19 protein-coding genes and 1 pseudogene are annotated in these 18,854 nt (G+C 72.0%); 13 read left to right on the top strand and 7 right to left on the bottom strand.

Annotation, left to right across the window (positions count from 1 at the left end):
• Positions 1-104: 104 nt before the first annotated feature.
• From BLW14_RS01395 to BLW14_RS01375, 5 genes and pseudogenes are all read left to right on the top strand, one after another.
• Positions 105-1,511, top strand: coding sequence for an LCP family protein (locus tag BLW14_RS01395; protein WP_093703468.1), 1,407 nt, complete (start codon positions 105-107; stop codon positions 1,509-1,511).
• Positions 1,512-1,628: 117 nt separating this feature from the next.
• A complete protein-coding gene (locus BLW14_RS01390) occupies positions 1,629-2,042 on the top strand; it encodes a roadblock/LC7 domain-containing protein (RefSeq protein WP_093703466.1) in 414 nt (137 codons plus the stop codon).
• Between the two features lie 120 nt (positions 2,043-2,162).
• Positions 2,163-3,329 (top strand): annotated as a pseudogene (locus BLW14_RS01385) (DUF6397 family protein).
• A gap of 40 nt (positions 3,330-3,369) precedes the next feature.
• On the top strand, positions 3,370-3,858 hold the full coding sequence (locus BLW14_RS01380) for a GNAT family N-acetyltransferase (protein WP_093703464.1): 489 nt from the start codon (positions 3,370-3,372) through the stop codon (positions 3,856-3,858).
• Between the two features lie 272 nt (positions 3,859-4,130).
• Positions 4,131-4,763: an LAETG motif-containing sortase-dependent surface protein gene (locus BLW14_RS01375; protein ID WP_177153876.1), complete on the top strand. Its 633-nt coding sequence runs from the start codon at positions 4,131-4,133 to the stop codon at positions 4,761-4,763.
• A 102-nt stretch (positions 4,764-4,865) separates the two neighbouring features.
• On the opposite strand, the gene BLW14_RS01370 is transcribed toward BLW14_RS01375, so the two are convergent.
• The gene (locus BLW14_RS01370; RefSeq protein ID WP_093703460.1) at positions 4,866-6,965 is read right to left on the bottom strand and encodes a SpoIIE family protein phosphatase; all 2,100 of its coding nucleotides are present in this window, start codon (positions 6,963-6,965) and stop codon (positions 4,866-4,868) included.
• Between the two features lie 209 nt (positions 6,966-7,174).
• Here BLW14_RS01370 and BLW14_RS01365 point away from each other — a divergent pair, with 209 nt between their 5' ends.
• Positions 7,175-8,245, top strand: a complete 1,071-nt coding sequence (locus BLW14_RS01365; RefSeq protein WP_093703458.1) for an enoyl-CoA hydratase/isomerase family protein — start codon at positions 7,175-7,177, stop codon at positions 8,243-8,245.
• 45 nt (positions 8,246-8,290) lie between these two features.
• On the opposite strand, the gene BLW14_RS01360 is transcribed toward BLW14_RS01365, so the two are convergent.
• Positions 8,291-8,518 (bottom strand): hypothetical protein, encoded by a 228-nt coding sequence (locus BLW14_RS01360; protein WP_018523283.1) that lies wholly within the window; start codon positions 8,516-8,518, stop codon positions 8,291-8,293.
• 89 nt (positions 8,519-8,607) lie between these two features.
• Complete coding sequence (locus tag BLW14_RS01355) at positions 8,608-9,099, bottom strand: hypothetical protein (protein WP_093703456.1); 492 nt, start codon at positions 9,097-9,099, stop codon at positions 8,608-8,610.
• A gap of 135 nt (positions 9,100-9,234) precedes the next feature.
• Here BLW14_RS01355 and BLW14_RS01350 point away from each other — a divergent pair, with 135 nt between their 5' ends.
• On the top strand, positions 9,235-10,098 hold the full coding sequence (locus BLW14_RS01350) for a pentapeptide repeat-containing protein (protein WP_093703454.1): 864 nt from the start codon (positions 9,235-9,237) through the stop codon (positions 10,096-10,098).
• Positions 10,099-10,102: 4 nt separating this feature from the next.
• On the opposite strand, the gene BLW14_RS01345 is transcribed toward BLW14_RS01350, so the two are convergent.
• Positions 10,103-10,609 carry an SRPBCC family protein gene (locus tag BLW14_RS01345; RefSeq protein ID WP_093703452.1) on the bottom strand — a complete coding sequence of 169 codons (507 nt, stop codon included), beginning with the start codon at positions 10,607-10,609 and terminating at the stop codon, positions 10,103-10,105.
• A 220-nt stretch (positions 10,610-10,829) separates the two neighbouring features.
• Between BLW14_RS01345 and BLW14_RS01340 the strand changes: the two genes are divergently transcribed.
• Positions 10,830-12,197 carry a radical SAM protein gene (locus BLW14_RS01340; RefSeq protein WP_093703450.1) on the top strand — a complete coding sequence of 456 codons (1,368 nt, stop codon included), beginning with the start codon at positions 10,830-10,832 and terminating at the stop codon, positions 12,195-12,197.
• Between the two features lie 3 nt (positions 12,198-12,200).
• Here BLW14_RS01340 and BLW14_RS01335 read toward each other — a convergent pair whose 3' ends face one another.
• Positions 12,201-13,085, bottom strand: a complete 885-nt coding sequence (locus tag BLW14_RS01335) for a LysR family transcriptional regulator (protein ID WP_093703448.1) — start codon at positions 13,083-13,085, stop codon at positions 12,201-12,203.
• 115 nt (positions 13,086-13,200) lie between these two features.
• On the opposite strand from BLW14_RS01335, the gene BLW14_RS01330 reads away from it, so the two are divergent.
• Both BLW14_RS01330 and BLW14_RS01325 read left to right on the top strand, forming a co-directional pair.
• Positions 13,201-14,070: an oxidoreductase gene (locus BLW14_RS01330; RefSeq protein ID WP_093703446.1), complete on the top strand. Its 870-nt coding sequence runs from the start codon at positions 13,201-13,203 to the stop codon at positions 14,068-14,070.
• A gap of 142 nt (positions 14,071-14,212) precedes the next feature.
• Complete coding sequence (locus BLW14_RS01325; RefSeq protein WP_093703444.1) at positions 14,213-14,764, top strand: glycoside hydrolase family 25 protein; 552 nt, start codon at positions 14,213-14,215, stop codon at positions 14,762-14,764.
• Between the two features lie 16 nt (positions 14,765-14,780).
• Here BLW14_RS01325 and BLW14_RS01320 read toward each other — a convergent pair whose 3' ends face one another.
• Positions 14,781-15,188, bottom strand: coding sequence for a VOC family protein (locus BLW14_RS01320; RefSeq protein ID WP_093703442.1), 408 nt, complete (start codon positions 15,186-15,188; stop codon positions 14,781-14,783).
• Positions 15,189-15,244: 56 nt separating this feature from the next.
• On the opposite strand from BLW14_RS01320, the gene BLW14_RS01315 reads away from it, so the two are divergent.
• From BLW14_RS01315 to BLW14_RS01305, 3 genes are all read left to right on the top strand, one after another.
• A complete protein-coding gene (locus BLW14_RS01315; RefSeq protein WP_093703440.1) occupies positions 15,245-15,706 on the top strand; it encodes a MarR family winged helix-turn-helix transcriptional regulator in 462 nt (153 codons plus the stop codon).
• Between the two features lie 35 nt (positions 15,707-15,741).
• Complete coding sequence (locus BLW14_RS01310) at positions 15,742-16,011, top strand: hypothetical protein (RefSeq protein WP_093703438.1); 270 nt, start codon at positions 15,742-15,744, stop codon at positions 16,009-16,011.
• 124 nt (positions 16,012-16,135) lie between these two features.
• Entirely contained in the window at positions 16,136-17,617 is a 1,482-nt protein-coding gene (locus BLW14_RS01305; protein ID WP_256332636.1) for a carboxylesterase/lipase family protein, read from the top strand.
• An 18-nt stretch (positions 17,618-17,635) separates the two neighbouring features.
• Here BLW14_RS01305 and BLW14_RS01300 read toward each other — a convergent pair whose 3' ends face one another.
• Complete coding sequence (locus tag BLW14_RS01300; RefSeq protein ID WP_371128039.1) at positions 17,636-18,649, bottom strand: SCO7460 family lipoprotein; 1,014 nt, start codon at positions 18,647-18,649, stop codon at positions 17,636-17,638.
• Positions 18,650-18,854: the final 205 nt, after the last annotated feature.

Raw genomic sequence — 18,854 nt, 5'->3', positions numbered from 1 at the left:
GGAAGGCGCCCCGCGCGGCAGCCGTACGAACGGGGTGGCCCATGGCAAGCAGGAACAGAGGGACAGGGACGGGCGGGAGGGGAAGCCGTCTGCGGCGGACGGCGGTGTCCGCACTCTCCTTCCTCGTCCTGCTGGTCGCCGGAGTCGGCTGGGGATACTTCAAACTCACCGGCAACATCGACACGTTCAGCGCCGACGGCATCTCCGGCGACAGGCCGCCCGGCTCGTCCGGCGGGCAGAACGTGCTCGTCATCGGGTCGGACACCCGCTCGGGCGACAACAAGGGCCTCGGCGGCGGAACGGGGGCGGTCGGCCGCTCGGACACCGTGCTCCTCCTTCACGTCTACGCCGACCGCAAACACGCCGTGGCCGTGTCCGTCCCCCGTGACGCCATGGTGGACATCCCGGCCTGCCGGAAGCCCGACGGCAGTTGGACGACGCCGCAGCACCACAGCCAGTTCAACGGGGCGTTCTCGGTGGGGGAGACCGTCGAGGGCAATCCGGCCTGTACTCAGAACACCGTCGAGCAGCTGACCGGGCTGCGGGTCGACCACACGGTGGTCATCGACTTCGCCGGGTTCTCCGCACTGACCTCGGCGGTCGACGGGGTGCCGGTGTGCCTGCCGAAGGACGTGTACCAGCGCGACCTGAATCCGAAGCGCCCGACCCGGGGCTCCCTCGTCTTCGCGAAGGGCCCGCAGACGGTCGCCGGACAGCGTGCGCTGGACTACGTACGGCTCCGGCACGGCATCGGTGACGGCTCGGACATAGGGCGGATCAAAAGGCAGCAGGCGTTCGTGGCCTCCCTGGTGAAGAAGGTCAAGTCCCGTGGCATGAACCCCACCACCCTGCTGCCGCTGGCCAACGCGGCGACCGACGCGATGACCGTCGACCCGGGGCTCGGCTCGGCGGACAAGCTGCTCTCCTTCGCCCTCTCGATGAAGAACATCGACCTGCACAACACCAAGTTCATCACCGTCCCCTGGCGTTACGAGGGGGAGCGTGTCGCCGTCGTGGAGCCCGACGCGGACGCGCTGTGGGCGGCCCTGAAGGCCGACCGCCCCCTGGACGCCAAGGCGAAGGAAGCCGCCTCGCCCAAGGCCTCGCAGCCCGCCGTCTCCGGCAAGGGCGTCCAGGTCGCCGTCTACAACGGCACTACGGTGACCGGCCTTGCGGCCAAGGCGGCCGGCCTCCTGCGCGCCCACGACTTCACCGTCACCGGCACCGCCACCGCACAGGACCAGACCCGGTCCGAAACCGTCATCGAGTACGGCCCCGGCCTGCGGGAACAGGCCCGCACCACGGCAAGGCTCTTCCCGGGCGCACGGATCACCGAAACCACCGCCGCCGCGAGCGGGATCCAGGTCACTGTCGGACAGGACTACGCTGCCGCGCCGCCGGCCGCGCCGGACACCGCCTCCACCGCACCGGCGTCGGACGCCCCGGCCGACCTCGCCGACGAGGCCCGCTCGGCGGACGACGACCCGTGCTCGAACCTCTCCTACGGCTGATCCCCGCCGAATGCTTCCGGACCGGTGGCCGAGCGGGGTGCTTGCCCCTACGTGACCTGTGCGCAAGGCTGGCACACGAGTGAGGAACGGGGAACGCGTGAACGGGGAGGAAACAGAATGGCGCTGGACAGGGGACTCGACTGGCTCCTTGACGATCTCACCAAGCGGGTGGAGCACATACGGCACGCGCTGGTGCTGTCGAACGACGGTCTGGTGACCGGCGCGAGTACCGGACTGGCCCGTGAGGACGCCGAACACCTGGCGGCCGTGTCGTCGGGGCTGCACAGTCTGGCCCGCGGCTCGGGACGGCACTTCCGCGCCGGAAGGGCCCGGCAGACCATGGTGGAGTTCGACGAGGCACTGCTCTTCGTGACGGCTGCGGGGGAAGGCAGTTGCCTGTGTGTGCTGAGTGAGGCGGAGTCGGACGTCGGTCAGGTGGCGTACGAGATGACGCTCCTGGTCAACCGGGTGGGGCAGCACCTGGGCGTGGACTCGCGGCAGGACGGGAGCGGGGGAGTCAACCGGCTCTGAGGGTTCGAGGACAACGGCCGCCGCCGGGCCCGTGGAGTTATCCACAGGCCCGGCGGCGATTGACTTTCCCCGACTACTCTGATCACAGAGAGTATCCACGACTCACGGGGGAGTTACGTCATGTCGACAACGAAATCAGTTGTAGGCGGGGGATCTACGACCGAGGTCCGGGCGGAACCGCTGCCGTGGCTCGACGCGGTGTGTGACGGTCCGGACGCCACGGTTGCCGCCGGCCGTGCCGCGACGGCACTCGGACTCAAGCGGAGGGAGTTCGACCTCGCGGTGTACCTCGGGGCGGTCGGGGTGCGGACCGGACCGGACGGCCGCCCCAGGGTGGACCGGGAGGAGATCGTGCGACTGCGGTCCCAGAGCGGTTTTCCCGACGAGCTCCGCGAGCGGGTGCGTACGGCCGGGACGGCGGAGGGCGCCGAGTTGCTCGGGATCAGCCCGGTCCGCTTCACCCGGCTGGCCAGGGCCGGGTGCCTCACGCCCGTCGCGTTCTACCTCAACCGCTATCGGGCGGTCGTATGGGTCTATCTCGCCCAGGAGGTCGAGGCGTTGGCGGCCCGGTCGCCGGAGCTGCTGGTGGGCAACAGCCCGACCTGAATGCGGAGCCGCCTGGAGGCCGGAGGCGACTGGCGCCCGCGCAACTGGCGCTCCCGCCGCATCGAGCGCCTGCTGGCCCTCACCGATGACCCCTGGGTGCGCGCGGCGATCGTGGCCCAGGGCCTGGACCCGGTTCAGCTGGCGGAGGTGGTGGACGACCCCTACGAGCGGGCCCACTTCGGCAGGGTCGGGCCGGAAGCGCTGTTCGGCCGAAGGGGGTCGGTCGCGGGGCGCGAGGCGATGGCCCGGCTGATGCCCGCGGACGAACCGGACGAGATCCTCTGGCGCCGGATCAGCCTCATCACCGAGCTGGACGCGGCCCGCGAGGCGCGCCCGGCGCCACGTCCGGGGGACGAGAGGTGGGCGGGGCCGGGCGACGCGCCTGTCCGGTCCGGGGCCTCGGCGGGGTCGGCGGCGCCGGAGGCGGGCGCGAGTGCGGCTGCGGCAGTGGGTCTGCTGCAGACGGCGGCACCCTCGGGGCGGTTCGGGTCCGGCGACCTCATGCGGCCACGAGAGCCCGTCGGCTTCGAGGTGCCGCCCGTATCGCCGGTGTCGTCCGTTGCCCCCGCTCCGGTCCGTTCCTCGGGTCCGCGCGGCCTGCTGACCCGGCTCCGTTCGCGGGCGGCCGGAGGAGCGGGGCGGCGCCGGCCACGGCGCGGCGGTGCGAGGCGTCCCCGATAACCGATGGTGGCGCGGAGGACGGCCAGGCATCCTGGGCGCCATGCTGATCAGGGAAGCCACCCCCGCGGACTGGCCCGCAATCTGGCCCTTCTTCCATGAAATCGTCGCCGCCGGCGAGACCTTCACCTACCCGCTCGACCTGCCGGAGGCCGACGCCGCCGACTGGTGGCTCCTGAAGCCGCCGAACCGGACCGTGGTCGCGGTCGCCGACGACGGCACCGTCCTCGGCACGGCGAAAATGAACAAGAACCACATGGGCAACGGCTCGCACATCGCCAGCGCCAGTTACATGGTCGCTGCCCGGCACAGCGGGCAGGGTGTCGGACGGGCGCTGTGCGAGTACACCATCGACTGGGCGCGCACGGCCGGGTACCGGGCGATGCAGTTCAACGCGGTGGTCGAGACCAACACCGCGGCGGTGCGGCTCTACGAGTCGCTGGGCTTCGAGATCCTGGGCACCCTGCCCGAGGGATTCGACCACCCGGCCAAGGGCTACGTGGGAATCCACATCATGCACCGCAAGCTCTGACCGGCCGATGACGCGGGCGCCACCTCCGCCGGACCGACCGAAGGGCGGAGGACGCCTTTGGACAGCGCCCATCGGCACCGTCCGGCGCGGGGCGCTCACTTCACGCCACCACCCGGAGGACGACCGATGTCCGGCATGCCCCAACCGGCGACGATGTGGGGGTTGTTGTGACACAGATTCGGTTGTGGGGCGGGTGCACACACCGGGGATGCGGGCAGTACTGTGCGCTGCACCGCCCAATCGGGCGTGAAACATCTTCGGAGGAAAAATCCATGACCATACCCAGGAGATCGTGGCGCGCTGCGGGAACTCTCGCCGCCGCCGCGGTGGTCGGCCTGTCCGGCGTGGTCCTCACCGCCGGACCGGCCGCAGCTCACACCCCCACCTGGGACGTGACCTGTGACGCGGTGAGCCTGCACCTCACCCAGTACAACGCCCGTGTCACCAACGAGGTGACCGTCACCGTCGACGGCAAGGACCTGCTGCCGACGGAGAAGTTCGGCAAGGACTTCGAGAAGACGCTCACGCTGCCGAAGCACGACCAGCCGCTGGAGGTGCACCTGGTCGTCAAGGCCGGGGACGGCGAGCGTTACTCGAAGAAGGACAACAAGACGGCTCCGGTCTGCGAGGAGAGCACGCCCCCCTCGACGCCCACGCCGACTCCGTCCGTGACGAAGCCGTCCGAGACTCCGACCACGGCGTCTCCCAGCCCGTCCGACACGCCGAGCGAGTCCGCTTCGCCGTCCGCGCCCGCCGCGGCCACGCCGAGCCCGAGCTCGCCGGATCTGGCCGAGACCGGCTCCTCGTCCGCGACGCCGATCATCGGTGGCGCGGCCGTCGCCGTGCTGCTGGCCGGCGGCGGCATCATGTGGTCGGTGCGCAAGCGCCGTACCGCGCAGCACTGACCTAGCAGGCCCGCCCGGTCGCACAACAGCGCCCCGGGTGAGCAGGCGCTGGGGCGCACTGTCACGCACGGCGTGGTGGTGCGCCCCTTGTCGTTGTGTCTCTCACGGCTGCTCCCGCGGTCCGATCTCGCACCAGACCGCCTTGCCCTCACCACGTGGTTCGATGCCCCACCGGGTGGCGACGGCGTCGAGCAGGAGCAGCCCGCGACCCGAGGTCGCGGTCTCGCCGGGTGACCGGCGGCGGGGCCACGAGCTGGAGCGGTCCTGCACGGAGAGCCGCACCCGGCGCACCGGCTCCGGCAGCACCTCCAGGGTGAGGACCGCTCCGCCCTCCGTGTGCAGCAGCACGTTCACCAAGAGCTCGCCGGTCACCAGCTCGGCGTCGTCGGCGAGTTCGGCCATGTCCCAGTCCGTCAGCGCCTGGCGCACGATGGTCCGGGCCTCGGACAGGCCCTCCGGGTCTGCCTGGTGGATGTACTGGTGCAGCCTCGGCGCCCGGGGCGATCCGGGGTCCGGGCTGCGGCGCAGGACGAGCAGCGCGACGTCGTCACCGGAGCCCCAGCGCTCCCACAGCCGGTCCGACAGGTGGTCGGCCAGCGCCTCGGCCCCCGCCGGTCCCGCGCTGACCTCGGTGATCAGGGTGCGCACCCCCGCGTCGATGTCGGCGCCTGGCTCCTCGACGAGGCCGTCGGTGTACAGGACCAGCGTCTCGCCCGGCACCAGGTCGAGCCGGGTCTCCGGGTACTCCTCGTCGCCGAAGTCGGTCGAGATGCCCAGCGGCATGCCGCCCCGCACCTGCGGGCTGCCCACCCGGCCGTCCATGTGCCGGATCAGGGGCCCGAAATGGCCGGCCCGCACGACCCGGACGGTGCCGGTCTCCAGGTCGGCCTGGGCATAGGTGCACGTGGCGAACCGGTCCGTGTCCAGTTCGGCGAGGAACCGGGACGCCCGGGCCAGCACCGTCGCCGGAGGATGGCCCTCGGCGGCGTAGGCCCGCAGGGCGATCCGGAGCTGGCCCATGATCGCGGCGGCGTGCGTGTCATGGCCCTGGACATCGCCCACCACGATCCCGACGCGGCCCTTCGGCAGGGCGATCACGTCGTACCAGTCACCGCCGACCTGGCGCCCGCTCCACGCCGCGTGGTAGCGGACGGCGATCTCACCGCCCTCGATGTCGAGGATGCGGCGCGGCAGCATCGCGGACTGGAGCCCCGTGGCGAACTCGCGTTCCTCGTCGAACAGCTTGGCCCGCTGGAGGGACTGGGCGACGATTGCGGCGAGCCCGAGGCAGAGAATGCGTTCGTCGGGGGTGAAGGGAGTGCGCTCGCGGTAGAAGAGGGCCAGCCCGCCGAGCGACCGCGCCTGCGCGACCAGCGGCAGATAGGCAGCCGCCCGGAACTTCATGCGCCCGACGTACGGCTCCAGCATCGGATACCGCCGGGTCAGCGCCGCCAGGGAGCTCACGAACCGCGGCCGCCCGCTCAGGACGGTGTCGGCCAGCGGCAGCTTCGGGTCGAGGCGCCCCGACCCCAGCTCGTCGATGACCTCCAGGGACTCGCCGCTCACCGCGATGACATTCAGCGCGGCGTTGTCCAGCAGCCCCAGCGCCAGCCCGTCCGCGCCCAGCCGGGCCAAACCGCCCGGCCCTGTCAGGACAGCGGTCACGTCGTCGACCGTGACCGCCCGCGACAGAGCACTCGTCGTCCGTTCAACGATGTCGGTCTGCCGCTGACGGCGCTTTTCCAGATCCAGCACGAAGGCCGAATGGGTGACCTCGGCCGTCGCGTCCCGGACCAGGCCGATCACCCGGCGCGCCCTTCCGTCCTCATCGCGCAGGATGCGCCCCTGGATGTGCGTCCACTGATCGCGCCCGTCATCGAGCCGGATGCGGAAGTGGACGCTGTACGAGCTGTCCCCACTCCGGAACGCCTCGTCCGTCGCCACGTCCAGGCGGGCCCGCTCCTCCGGCTCCAGCAGCGCCGCCAGCGACTCGGGACGGGCGTCGAAGGAGGCCGGGTCCAGGCCGAAGACCAGCAGACCCGCCTCGTCCATGTCCAGCGTCCCGGCGTCGAGGTCCCACTCGAAACTGCCGGTCCGGTTCAGGGCCAGCCGCTCCGCCGTGACGCTCTCACCGCCGGTCGTCCTGTCCGTCGGCCGGCCGGGCGGGCCGGGGACGACCGGCGGCCGGTTGTGCTCGCTCATTCCAGCTCCGAGTGTCGTCCGGCGGGTCCGCCGTACGGCGTGGCTCAATTGTCCGGCCGGTCCGGCACGCCTGCCACAGCGCAAACCGACCCGCACCGAGCGCCGCCACCCCCTGGTCCCGCCCGCACGGGACGCCACGCACAATGGCAGCGGAAGATCGTCCCCCTACCGGCGGACGGTACGGCACCAGGGCTGACCGGAGCGCACGCATGAACCACGAGGACCCCGTCCTGCCGCACACCGAAGGACGCGTCCGCCACCTCACCCTCAACCGGCCCCGCGCCCTGAACGCGCTGAACCACGCCATGGTGCGGCTCCTGGCCGACGCGCTCGACGCGGCCGAGAACGACGATGCCGTCGTCGCCGTACTGCTCACCGGCGCGGGGGAACGCGGCCTGTGCGCGGGCGGCGACATCCGCGCGGTCCGCGACGACGCCCTTGCCGGAGGCAGCACCTCCCTGGACTTCTGGCGGGACGAGTACCTGCTCAACGCGCGGATCGCCCGCTTCTCCAAGCCGTACGTCGCGCTGATGGACGGCATCGTCATGGGCGGCGGCGTCGGGGTCTCCGCCCACGGCTCCGTCCGGATCGTCACGGAGCGCTCCCGCATCGCCATGCCGGAGACCGGCATCGGGTTCGTCCCGGACGTCGGCGGAACGTATCTGCTCTCGGCCGCGCCCGGCGAACTCGGCACGCATCTCGCGCTCACCGGTGAGCCGGTCGGCGCGGCCGACGCGCTGCTCTGCGGACTGGCCGACCACTTCGTGCCCGCCGACGGACTCGCCGCGCTCGTCGCCGCCCTGGCCGAGTGCGCTACCTCCGAGGCCGTCGACGCGACCGTCGAGCGGCACGCACGCCGCGCGCCCGGCGGTGTGCTCGCCGCCCACCGCGACTGGATCGACTCCTGCTACGCGGCGGACACCGTCGAGGAGATCGTCGACCGCCTCACCGGCCACGAGGACCCCGCCGCCAAGCAGGCCGGGGCGACCATCCTGGCCAAGGCGCCCACCTCGCTCAAGGTGACCCTGGAATCCGTGCGCCGGGCGCGCCGCCTCGGCAGCCTCGAAGCCGTCCTCGACCAGGAGTACCGGGTCTCCACCGCCGCCTTCGCCGGACCGGACCTGGTGGAAGGCGTACGGGCGCAGATCGTGGACAAGGACCGCGACCCGCACTGGAACCCGGCGGAACTCTCGCAGGTGACCGACGAGGACGTGGCCCGGCACTTCGCGGCGCTCGGCGACCGCGAACTCGGCCTGGCACCGCTCCCCGAGGCCGGCTGAGACCCGGGCGGCCACCGAGGCGTCGGGGCCGTCGCGCTCAACGCCTCAGTGGCCGCTGCCCGTCAGACTCGGCCGCAGCGAACTGACCAGTTCGAAGAACCGCGTCTCGTTGCCCGAGAGCCCCGCGCGCCGGAGCGCCCCGTCGGCCTCCTCCATCGGGGAGGTGAGCAACGGCAGATACAGTGGGCCGTCGTCGGGGTCGGAGAGGGCCGCGCGGGTCGCCTCCAGTAAACGGACATACGCCTGCGCCGCGTCGAGTTCGTCCTTGCGCATCTCAGCATCTCCAGGTCAGAGGTGTTGGGACCCACCAGCATCCCTCATGGGTCCGACAGCGGCCGTCGGTGAGCCTCGCGGCACGGCGACTATCGGCCGTCCGGCCGACGCGCATCCGCCGACGGCTCGACCTCCAGGAACCGGCGGCCCCGCGGGCCCCGGTAGAGCAGCGCCGTCCAGCCCAACTCCCGCAGCGCCGCCGCGCACCGGTTCAGCCCGCCCTCCTCCTCGTACGCCGCCCCACTGCCGGGCGGGCCCGTCCACTCGACCAGTACCGTGCCCGCCGAGGACCCCGTCGCCACCCGGTACCCCTTCGCCGTGCGCTCCCCTGACGGGCCGACGGCCGAGGCGGGCAGCGCCGCCGCCTCCAGCGCCAGCGCCACGGCCCGCACCGGACGGTGCAGTTCCCAGGGCGCGGGCACGGACTCCGGGTCGGCCCGGCCACCATTCGCCAGGCGCCTGATCTGGAGCAGCCCGGCGAACGCCGACCGGACCGAAGCGGCACGCTCCCGCGCCTGCCCCGGGTCTGACGGGCCGTCCCCGGTGGCCGGTTCGAACCCGCTCTCCTCCTCGGCACGCATGCGCAACCCCTTCGTCCCGTTCCCCGTACCGCACTGCTGCCAGTGTGCGCCGCCCTACCGACAACGGGGGCGCACCGGAAGCCGATAGGCTCCGGTGCTGCTCACGAACACCGCGCCGCGAAGGATCCAGTCACCGTGCCCGACCACCACCGAGCCTCCGGCACCGGCCGTCCGACGACCGGGGACGGAGACGACCGCGCCGCTCTGCGTGCCGACTGCGGCAACTGCTTCGCCCTGTGCTGTGTGGCGCTCACCCTGACGCGCTCCGCCGACTTCGCCGTGAACAAGGCGGCGGGCACGCCCTGCCGCAACCTCCGGGACGACTTCCGCTGCGGCATCCACTCCCGACTGCGCACCGAGGGATTCCCCGGCTGTACCGTCTACGACTGCTTCGGGGCCGGCCAGAAGGTGTCGGTCGAGATCTACGGCCGCCGGGACTGGCGCGGCGCCCCCGAGACCGCGCAGGAGATGTTCCAGGTCTTCCCGGTCGTCCGGCAGCTCCACGAACTGCTCTGGTATCTCACGGAGGCGGCCACCCTGGACCCGGCCCGCCCGCTGCGCGGCGAGATACGGAAGACCCTCGACGCGACCGAGGCCCTGACGCGCCTCGACGCCTCCGCCCTGGTCGGCCTGGACGTGGCGGCGCACCGGGGCGAGGTCGCCGTGCTGCTCGGACGCGCGAGCGAACTCGTCCGCGCCACGGCCCCGGGGCGCAAGAAGCGGAGCCACCGGGGCGGCGACCTCATGGGGGCCCGGCTCAGGAAGGCGGACCTCCGGGGCGCCGACCTCCGCGGTGCCTACCTGATCGCGGCGGACCTCAGCGGCGCCGACCTGCGTCTGGCCGACCTCATCGGGGCGGACTTCCGGGACGCCGACCTGTCGGGCGCCGACCTGACCGGGGCGCTCTTCCTGACGCAGGCGCAGGTGAACGCCGCCAAGGGGAGCGGCGCCACCCGGCTTCCCGCGGCGCTGAGCCGCCCCGCGCACTGGGCCGGCTGACCCGTCAGGCGCCCGGGGCCTCCAGCGCGGCCTTGAGGCGCTCCAGTGTGGTGCGGATGTTGCGGCGCTGGAACACGGCGAAGGTGTGCCCCCTGGTGGCCACCCGGTCGAAGGCGTTCGCGACGAAGTCCGGCCAGGCGCGGCGGTCGTCGGTCCAGATCTCCGTCACCCGGGTGCCGCCCTCCACCTCCTCGAAGCGGTACTCCCACGTGGCGATGGGCCCGCGCAGCAAAGGCCGCCGCGCACCGATCGCGTGGACCCGGAACGCGAAGACCCGGCCCGGGTCGGCCGCCGTCACCGTGCACCGGGTCGTCCAGCTCACGGGCCCGCGCTTGTTGCGGCCGTCGAAGACCATCCCGACGTACGCCTCCCGGCGTTCACCGCGCACCCGCGCGCCCAGGTTCTCCGGGCTCCAGCGGCCCATCCCCGTCGGGTCGCTCACCCGGTCGTACACATGGGTCGGACCGGCGAGCACGACGATGCTGTCCGACACGGACATGGTGCGGGGCATGGGGCACTTCCGTTCCGCGGCCGGCTGCGGTCACCACCGGGCGTCGGGCCGACCGCACGGCCGACGGGCTCCCGCCCCCACACCTTACTGACCGGTCACATAGGATCCGGAAGCGGGGAGTGACATATCCGGCAGCGGGGACGAGAACGCTCCGCGGCCGTGATTCGTTGCACAGACGTCGCATCCGGAACACGCCGACGACCGACCGAGGAGCCCGCACATGCCAAGCCGTACCGACCCCAGCCGCACCGAGTCCGGCGCCGCGGACCGCACCCGGCTCATCGAACGGCTGATGGAGCAGTTCCCGCACGTGCCGCGCGAGGCCGTCATCAAGGAGGACCTGCTGCGCGGCGGCCTGGCGTTCGACGATTCGGCACTCAGCGACAACGAGGACGGCGACGTCAAGCCGAAGTCGTACTTCATCTTCTCCTTCGACCACGGCACCCTGCCCGAGCTGGGAGCGGCCGCGCTGCGCCGTCCGCCGGAGGAGATCGTGCTCACCGGCGGTCCGTACGGGCTGCGCCGCACCGTCGTCTCGGTGCGCGTCAACCCCGCGTCCCCGTACCGCGTCGCGGCGGACGCGGACGGGATGCTCGGGCTCTACCTCGACGGCCGGCGGATCTCCGACGTGGGACTGCCGCCCATGCCGGACTACTACCGGCATACCCTGGCCAACGGGAAGTCCGTGATGGAGGTCGCCCCGACCATCCAGTGGGGCTACCTCGTCTACCTCACCGTCTTCCGCGTCTGCCAGTACTTCGGCGCGAAGGAGGAGTGCCAGTACTGCGACATCAACCACAACTGGCGCCAGCACAAGGCGGCGGGCCGCCCGTACACCGGGGTGAAGCCCGTCGAGGAGGTGCTGGAGGCGCTGGAGATCATCGACCGGTACGACACGGCGAAGACCTCTACCGCGTACACGCTGACCGGTGGCGCCATCACCTCGCACATCGGCGGTCGGGACGAGGCGGACTTCTATGGCCAGTACGCCAAGGCCATCGAGGACCGCTTCCCGGGCCGCTGGATCGGCAAGGTCGTCGCCCAGGCCCTGCCCAAGGACGACGTCCAGCGCTTCCACGACTACGGGGTGCAGATCTACCACCCCAACTACGAGGTGTGGGACCGCCGGCTGTTCGAGCTGTACTGCCCCGGCAAGGAACGCTACGTCGGCCGGGACGAGTGGCACCGCCGCATCCTGGACTCCGCCGACGTGTTCGGTGCCCGAAACGTGATCCCCAACTTCGTGGCCGGTGTGGAGATGGCCGAGCCGTTCGGCTTCACCACGGTCAAGGAGGCCATCGACTCGACCACCGAGGGCCTGCGCTTCTTCATGTCCCACGGCATCACCCCGCGCTTCACCACGTGGTGCCCCGAGCCGACGACCCCGCTCGGCAGGACCAACCCGGACGGGGCGCCGCTGGAGTACCACATCCGGCTGCTGGAGTCGTACCGCGCGACGATGGAGGAGTTCGGGCTCAGCTCGCCCCCGGGCTACGGCCCGCCCGGCGCCGGCAACGCCGTGTTCTCCGTGAGTTCCTTCATGGACAGCCTGCCGGCCGCCCCGGAGCGCGCTCCCGAGGCCGGGTGAGCATTACTCCTCCGAGGCGAGTTCGCGCACCACGCGGGCGAAGCCCCGTACCAGAGCCGAGTCGGCGCCGTCCGCCCAGGCCAGGACCACGCGCAGCGGTTCGACGTCGGTGAGCGGCACCCAGGACAGGTCGGGGCGCGCGTAGTAGCGGGCCATGCTCTCGGGCGCGAAGCAAATCGCGGACCTCTGCGCCACCTGCTCAAGCATCTCCTCGACGTTGTCGTTGGTCGGCCCCCAGACCGGGGCCGACCCGTCGGGGCGCGGGTTGACGGCCCACCAGTCCACCCATTGCCGCGGCGCCCGCCGCGTCCAGAGCAGGGGCTCGTCCTTGACCTCGAGCACGGAGACGCCGGAGCGGGACGCCAGCGGATGCCCGGTGGGCAGGCCGACGACGCGGGACTCGGTGTGCACCGGCTCGTACGTCAGCCCCGTCAGGTCATTGGGCAGCCAGACGAACGCCACGTCGGCCAGGCCGTCGCGCAGGGCGTCGGCCTCCTGGCCCCAGTCGTACCGCTTGGGCGCCACGCGTACCGCCGGGTGACGGCGCGCGAACTCCGCCCGTGCCCGGGTGGTCAGTTCACCCGCCCCGCTCGCCTCGAACCCCACCCGCAGCACCCCGGTCTCGCCCCGGGTGTGCCGTTCGGCCGCCGCCGTGACCCGCTCGGCCTGGCGCACCGTGAGCAGCGCCTCGGCGATCACATCGCGTCCCGCCGGGGTGGCCGACACCCCGCCGGCATGGCGGTCGAAGAGCTTCACACCGAGTTCGGACTCCAGGGCCTTGAGCGCGTACGAGAGAGCAGGCTGACTGACGAACAGCCGACGGGCGGCCCGGCCCAGGTTCTCCTCCTCGGCCATCACCGTGAGGTAGTGCAGCTGGCGCAGTTCCATGGCGCGATCATAAGCCGTCTTTATCGCTCCCGAGAATCCATGTCTTGGACCGTTCATGGAGGCGGATGACATAAATGAATCACCGCAACGTGCCGACGAAAAAACGGAGTTGGACATGAACGCCGCACCCGCCACCCCCTCCCGCGACAACGCCCCGGGCCGCGTCTGGCTGATCACCGGCGCCTCCTCGGGCTTCGGCCGCTCCATCGCCGCTGCCGCCCTCGCCGCCGGAGACACCGTCGTCGCCACCGCGCGCCGCCCGGAGGCGCTGGACGACCTCGTCTCCGCGCACCCCGACCGCGCCGTCGCCGTCCGGCTGGACGTCACCGACACCGCCCGTATCGCGGACGTCGTGGCGGATGCCGTGCTCTGGTACGGACGGATCGACGTGGTCGTGAACAACGCCGGCATGGGGCTCGTCGGCGCGGTCGAGGAGACCAGCGACCGCGAGCTGCGCGACCTCATGGACCTGCACTTCTTCGGCCCCGCGGCGCTGGTGCGGGCCGTGCTTCCGCACATGCGCCGCAACGGCTCCGGCGCCGTGGTCCAGATGAGCAGTATGGGTGGCCGCTTCACCTTCCCCGGCGTCGGCGGCTACTCGGCGACGAAGTTCGCCCTGGAGGGCCTGTCCGAGGCGCTGGCCGCCGAGGTGGCCCCGCACGGCATCAAGGTCCTCATCGTCGAACCCGGCTCCTTCCGCACCGGGTTCGCCGGCGGCGCCCTGCGGCAGTCCGCACCGCTGGACGCCTACGCGGACAGCGTCGGCCCGGTCCGTGCCGGCCTGCCCGACTCGGACGGTAAGCAGGAGGGCGACCCGGACAGGGCCGCGGCGGCCATCCTGACCGCGCTGGCCGCCGACGACACCCCGCTGCGCCTGCCCCTCGGCGACGACGCGACCGACGCCGTGCTGGGCGCGCTGGACGCGGCCCGTACCGAGGTGCTCGCCTGGGAGAAGGTCAGCCGCTCCACCGGCTTCGACGACTGAGACCCCGCGCGCGCCATCCGCGCGTGTGTGCCGGAGCGCGCGCCCCGGCACACACGCGCATTCGTGCTTCCGGCGGGGGTGGAACGCGGGCGGGAAGGGAAGGTAAGCGGAACAGAGCCAGCCATTTGTAAAGGCGGTGCCCATGCTGCACGGTGTCGATGTCAGCGCCCATCAGTCATCGTTCGACGCGGACGAACTCGACTTCGTCTTCATCAAGGCGACCGAGGGACGTTCATACGTCAACCCCCGCTTGACCGACCAGACGAAAAGGGCCCGCGACGCGGACTGCGTCGTCGGCTTCTACCACTTCCTGTGGCCCGGGAACATCACGGCGCAGGCCGAGTACTTCCTGAGCAAGGCGCCCGAGAAGGCCGGTGACCTGCTCGCCGTGGACTGGGAGCAGAACGGTGAGGGCACCCGCGCGAGCAACTCCGAGAAGGACCGCTTCATCCGCGAGGTCAAACGCCTGCGGCCGCACCACCGCGTCCTGCTCTACTGCAACCGCTACTTCTGGCTGAACCACGACACCACGTCGTACGCCGGGGACGGGCTCTGGATCGCCGACTACGTGAAGGCGGGCAAGCCGCGCATCAAAGCGACCTGGCGCATCCACCAGTACACCGACCAGCCGCTCGACAAGGACGTCGCAGACTTCTCCTCGCGCTCAGCCATGCGTGCCTGGGCCCGCAAGTGACCGAGCCGCGCACCGGTCAGTACGACTGCAACTCGACGAGGTTGCCCTCCGGGTCCCGCACATGGGCGGTGCGCAGTCCCGGCCCCCACTCCGGCCGGTCGCACGCCGGGGCGGCCAACTCGGCGCCCCCGGCGAGGCAGAGCGCCAGACCCGCGTCGACGTCGTCCACGCGGCAGACGAACATCGAGCGGTCCTGAGCCGGCGGAGCCTGCGCGGGCAGGTGTCCCCTGCCGGCGACCGCCGCCATGGCGCCCCGGTCGAACAGCACCAGCACGCCCTGCCCGTCCACGTCCCAGTGGGCGTACGGACCCGCCGCACTGCCACCGGCCCGTACGGCTCCGATCAGCGCGGGCAGTACCGCGTCGTAGAAGCGGAAGCAGTCGGCGAACCGTTCGACCAGCAGGCGGGGATGCAGTGCGTCCACAACGTCTCCTTTAGTAGGTGCACACCCATCATTGGGTCGGCCCTACGATATACTCGATGAACGAGACCCCGCCCAGCCTTCTGGGACTCACGACCTACCTCATGTCCAAGACCGGAAAGGCGGCACGCGGCCGGCTCGCGGACCGGCTGGCCGAACGCGGACTGCGGCTCTGGCACATGGCGGTCCTCGCGGCGCTCACCGATTTCGGCCCTCACGTGCAGCGGGAACTCGCCGAGCGGCTCTCGATCGACCGCAGCGACGTCGTGAAGATCGTGGACGGGCTCGGCGCGGCCGGTCTGGTGGACCGGGCCCGCGACACCGCCGACCGGCGACGCGTCACGGTCACCGTCACCCCGGCGGGCCGCGAGCTGCTGGAAAGACTCAAGGCCGAGGCGCTGGCCGTGCAGGAGGACATCCTCGCGCCCCTGACCGCCCGCGAACGCGCCCAGCTCACCGCCCTGTTGCTCCGCGTGCACGACGGTGCGCTCGCGGGCGGGCAGGCTCGGGCAGGTCGCTGACCGGTTCGGCGCGCCGGGTGCGGCAGACTTCTCCGGTGACCACACCCGCGGCCCAGCCGCCTCGCGACCGCGCGCTCGGGCGCGGCATCTCCACCCTCATCCCACAGGCCGCGCCCGCCACGCCGGCCGAACAGGCGGCCGCCGTGCTGACGGCGATGCAGACCGTTCCGGTACGCGTCGGCGTACTCCAGGCCGCGGTGGTGCTGCTGGAGGAACGGGTGCGCGCCACGGGGGACGAAGCGGAACGGGCCGCGGCCGCGACCACTGTCGCCATGCTCCGCACCGCCATCAGCCGCGCAGGCTGAGCGCCTCGGTGATCGCTTCCGGTGAATTCCCTTCGCGTGGACGCCTGAAGTGGGCCATTCTGATCACCGCTCCCGCCGGGGGCGGTGGACGAAGGGCAGTTGGAGCGCGTTGAAGAACAGCGGTGTGTACGAGACGGCAGCCGGACGGGTACGCGGACGCGCCCCCGTCGATGACGTCGTCGCGGTTCTCGGAATCCCGTACGCCGAGCCGCCTTTCGGCGAGAACCGCTTCCGGGCCCCCCGCCCGCGCACCCCCTGGTCCGGCGTCCGCGACTGCACGGAGTTCGGCCCGATTCCGCCCCAGTCCGCCGAACTGCCGGGCGCACCCTCCTGGTCGCCCGGCGACGAGGACGTCCTGAGCCTCAACGTCTGGGCCCCCGCCGACGCGACCGGTCCCTTGCCGGTGCTGGTCTGGATCCACGGCGGCGCCTACACCTTCGGATCGAGCGCGCAGCCGGACTTCGACGGTACGGCGCTCGCCCGCACCGGCCTCGTCACCGTCACCCTGAACTACCGTGTCGGCTTCGAGGGCTTCGGCCACGTGCCTGCCGACGTCTGCCCGCCCAACCGGGGGCTGCTCGACCAGATCGCTGCCCTGGAGTGGGTGCGCGACAACATCGCCGCGTTCGGGGGAGCGACGGACAACGTCACCGTGGCCGGACAGTCGGCGGGAGCCACGTCCGCGGTCTGCCTGATGGCGATGGACGCCGCACGCGGACTCTTCCGGCGCGTGATCGCCCACAGTGCGGTCGGCCCAGTCTTCGCCCCCCAACTGGCCGAGCGGGTCACGGCCCGGGTGGCCGCCGCTGGCGGGACGCCCACGACCCGGGCGGCACTGGCCGCGGCGTCCCCGCAGGCACTGCTCCGGGCCTCGGACGCGGTCGTCGGGGACTACCGCAAGGACCCCGACTCCGGACAGCTGCACTGGGACCCGGTCGTCTACGGGCCCGTCGCCGACGGCCGCCTCCTGCGCGACGACCCGCTGAACCTGATCGCTGCGGGAGCGGGCCGCGACGTCGACCTGCTCGTCTGTCACACGACAGAGGAGTACTGGCTGATGGACGCGGTCGGCAGCGCCTGCGAGATCCCCACGGACGAGCGGCTGCACCGGTTCGCCGAGGCCTTCGGTCTGCCCGCCGGGCTCATCGACGGGTACCGCGCGCTCCTGCCCGGGGCATCGCCGTACGACCTCCACCTCGCCGTCTACGGGGACCTCATGTTCGGCGAGTACAGCAGCAGGCTCGCCGATGCCCACACGGCGGCGGGCGGTCGCTCCTTCCTGTCCCGGTTCGACCGCGGGGCCGGGGGAGCGCATGCCTGGCACTGCGCGGACGTGCCCTTCGCATTCGGCAACGTGGACGACGAGAGCATCCGGTTCCTCATCGGCGGCGCCGCCCCGACGGCCGGCGACCGGGCCCTCGCAGACCGGATGACCGCGGCCTGGGCCGGGTTCGCGGCCACCGGTGACCCGGGCTGGGCGCCGGCCGGCGACGAGGTCAGGGTGTGGGGGACGCCGGACCGGGCCGCCGCCTCAGGGCACTGGCGGGACAGCGCCGCGGTCCGCGCGCTGTGGGACTCGTACACCTACCGTCCCGCCCGGTCCTGAACCGGCGGACGCCACGGTTCACATCGGGGGCAGTCGCAGCGGCCCCCGGCCCTCGCGGACCTTGCCGACATGGCGCAGCTCGCTCCGGGGTGTGCCGTCCAGGTCCGTGGTCACAAGCACGGCCCGGTCGCCCAGGCAGGTCTTGTCCCCGTCGGGCTCCTCGCAGTACAGGACGTAGCCCGTGAGCCGGTCGACGGTGCCCGGCTCCAGGCGCCACACCCACTCGTAGTCGCTCACTTGCACGCGCGGATGGTCCGCCCGGAGCCGTTCCTCAACGGCGCGGTGGACGGCTGCGGCGAACTTCTGCCGTTCGTCGAACGGGCGGACGATGCGGGCGCTGCCCGAGGACGGGTCCACGCGCCCGTCGGTCGCCTGGTAGCCGACGCTGTAGTAGGCGTGCCCGCTCAGGGACGCGAGGAGCGAGGTGGCGCTCAGGCGCATCGCCGTCGGCTGCGACTTCTTTCCCGCCGGCCGCTTCCCGGCGACGGACGGGGAGACCAGGTTGACCGACGCGCCCTTCACCCCGGTGCCGTCCTTCCACTGCCGCGCGCATGCCCCGATGTCCTTGAGCAGGGCGGACACCGTGGCGTCGGTGGGGGAGGCGACGATCCACGGCGCGCCGGTCTGCGGGTCGACGGCGATGACCTCGTGGCCGCAGCGCCGGAACGTGTCGACCAGCACGCGCAGCGCCGCCGCTTCCCGCCGCCCGCGCTTCACCGCCTCGTCCATCACCCCTTGGCAGTCGTGGGTGTTGCAGGTGCCGGCTTCGGCGTCCACCCACATCCGGACCACGGCGTCGGGGTCGTCGGTCACCGCGAAGGTGATCTCCGAGCCGCTCGCGTGCGGGACCAGGGTGTGCGCCTCGATCACGCGGAGAACGCCCGGGTGGTACCGGTCGGCCAGCTTCTCGGCGTACCTGCGGTCCTCCTTCGTGGTCACCACGCCGCACCCCGTCAACGTCAGCGCGACCGCGCACGCCAGCACACCGGCCACTGAGGCGCCGGCCGCGCGCCTTCTCGACGATCCGCCCATGTGTGCCCCGCCCCCTGCTTCTCGCGCGGTCCCGCTCCCGGGCCTGACCCGCTCGCTCATTTGATGTGACGGTAGGACGGGACCCGGCGCGGGGGATGAGTACGCCTACTCAGCGCACGGCCGTCCAGTCACCCATGTCATTGGCATGGACCTGCTAACGACTCTTCCGCTACAGTCCGGAACGGCACACTTTGAGAGCGCTCTC

The organism is Streptomyces sp. 2131.1, assembly GCF_900105515.1.
Taxonomy (GTDB): domain Bacteria; phylum Actinomycetota; class Actinomycetes; order Streptomycetales; family Streptomycetaceae; genus Streptomyces; species Streptomyces drozdowiczii.
The sequence above is the reverse complement of the archived record's forward strand: the minus strand, read 5'-3'. Positions and strand labels throughout refer to the sequence as shown.

Coding starts and splice junctions, on each gene's coding strand:
- BLW14_RS01390 (WP_093703466.1), top strand. CDS start 1,629: ATGGCGCTGGACAGGGGACTCGACTGGCTCCTTGACGATCTCACCAAG.
- BLW14_RS01380 (WP_093703464.1), top strand. CDS start 3,370: ATGCTGATCAGGGAAGCCACCCCCGCGGACTGGCCCGCAATCTGGCCC.
- BLW14_RS01375 (WP_177153876.1), top strand. CDS start 4,131: ATGACCATACCCAGGAGATCGTGGCGCGCTGCGGGAACTCTCGCCGCC.
- BLW14_RS01370 (WP_093703460.1), bottom strand. CDS start 6,965: ATGAGCGAGCACAACCGGCCGCCGGTCGTCCCCGGCCCGCCCGGCCGG.
- BLW14_RS01365 (WP_093703458.1), top strand. CDS start 7,175: ATGAACCACGAGGACCCCGTCCTGCCGCACACCGAAGGACGCGTCCGC.
- BLW14_RS01360 (WP_018523283.1), bottom strand. CDS start 8,518: ATGCGCAAGGACGAACTCGACGCGGCGCAGGCGTATGTCCGTTTACTG.
- BLW14_RS01355 (WP_093703456.1), bottom strand. CDS start 9,099: ATGCGTGCCGAGGAGGAGAGCGGGTTCGAACCGGCCACCGGGGACGGC.
- BLW14_RS01345 (WP_093703452.1), bottom strand. CDS start 10,609: ATGCCCCGCACCATGTCCGTGTCGGACAGCATCGTCGTGCTCGCCGGT.
- BLW14_RS01340 (WP_093703450.1), top strand. CDS start 10,830: ATGCCAAGCCGTACCGACCCCAGCCGCACCGAGTCCGGCGCCGCGGAC.
- BLW14_RS01335 (WP_093703448.1), bottom strand. CDS start 13,085: ATGGAACTGCGCCAGCTGCACTACCTCACGGTGATGGCCGAGGAGGAG.
- BLW14_RS01330 (WP_093703446.1), top strand. CDS start 13,201: ATGAACGCCGCACCCGCCACCCCCTCCCGCGACAACGCCCCGGGCCGC.
- BLW14_RS01325 (WP_093703444.1), top strand. CDS start 14,213: ATGCTGCACGGTGTCGATGTCAGCGCCCATCAGTCATCGTTCGACGCG.
- BLW14_RS01315 (WP_093703440.1), top strand. CDS start 15,245: ATGAACGAGACCCCGCCCAGCCTTCTGGGACTCACGACCTACCTCATG.
- BLW14_RS01300 (WP_371128039.1), bottom strand. CDS start 18,649: ATGGGCGGATCGTCGAGAAGGCGCGCGGCCGGCGCCTCAGTGGCCGGT.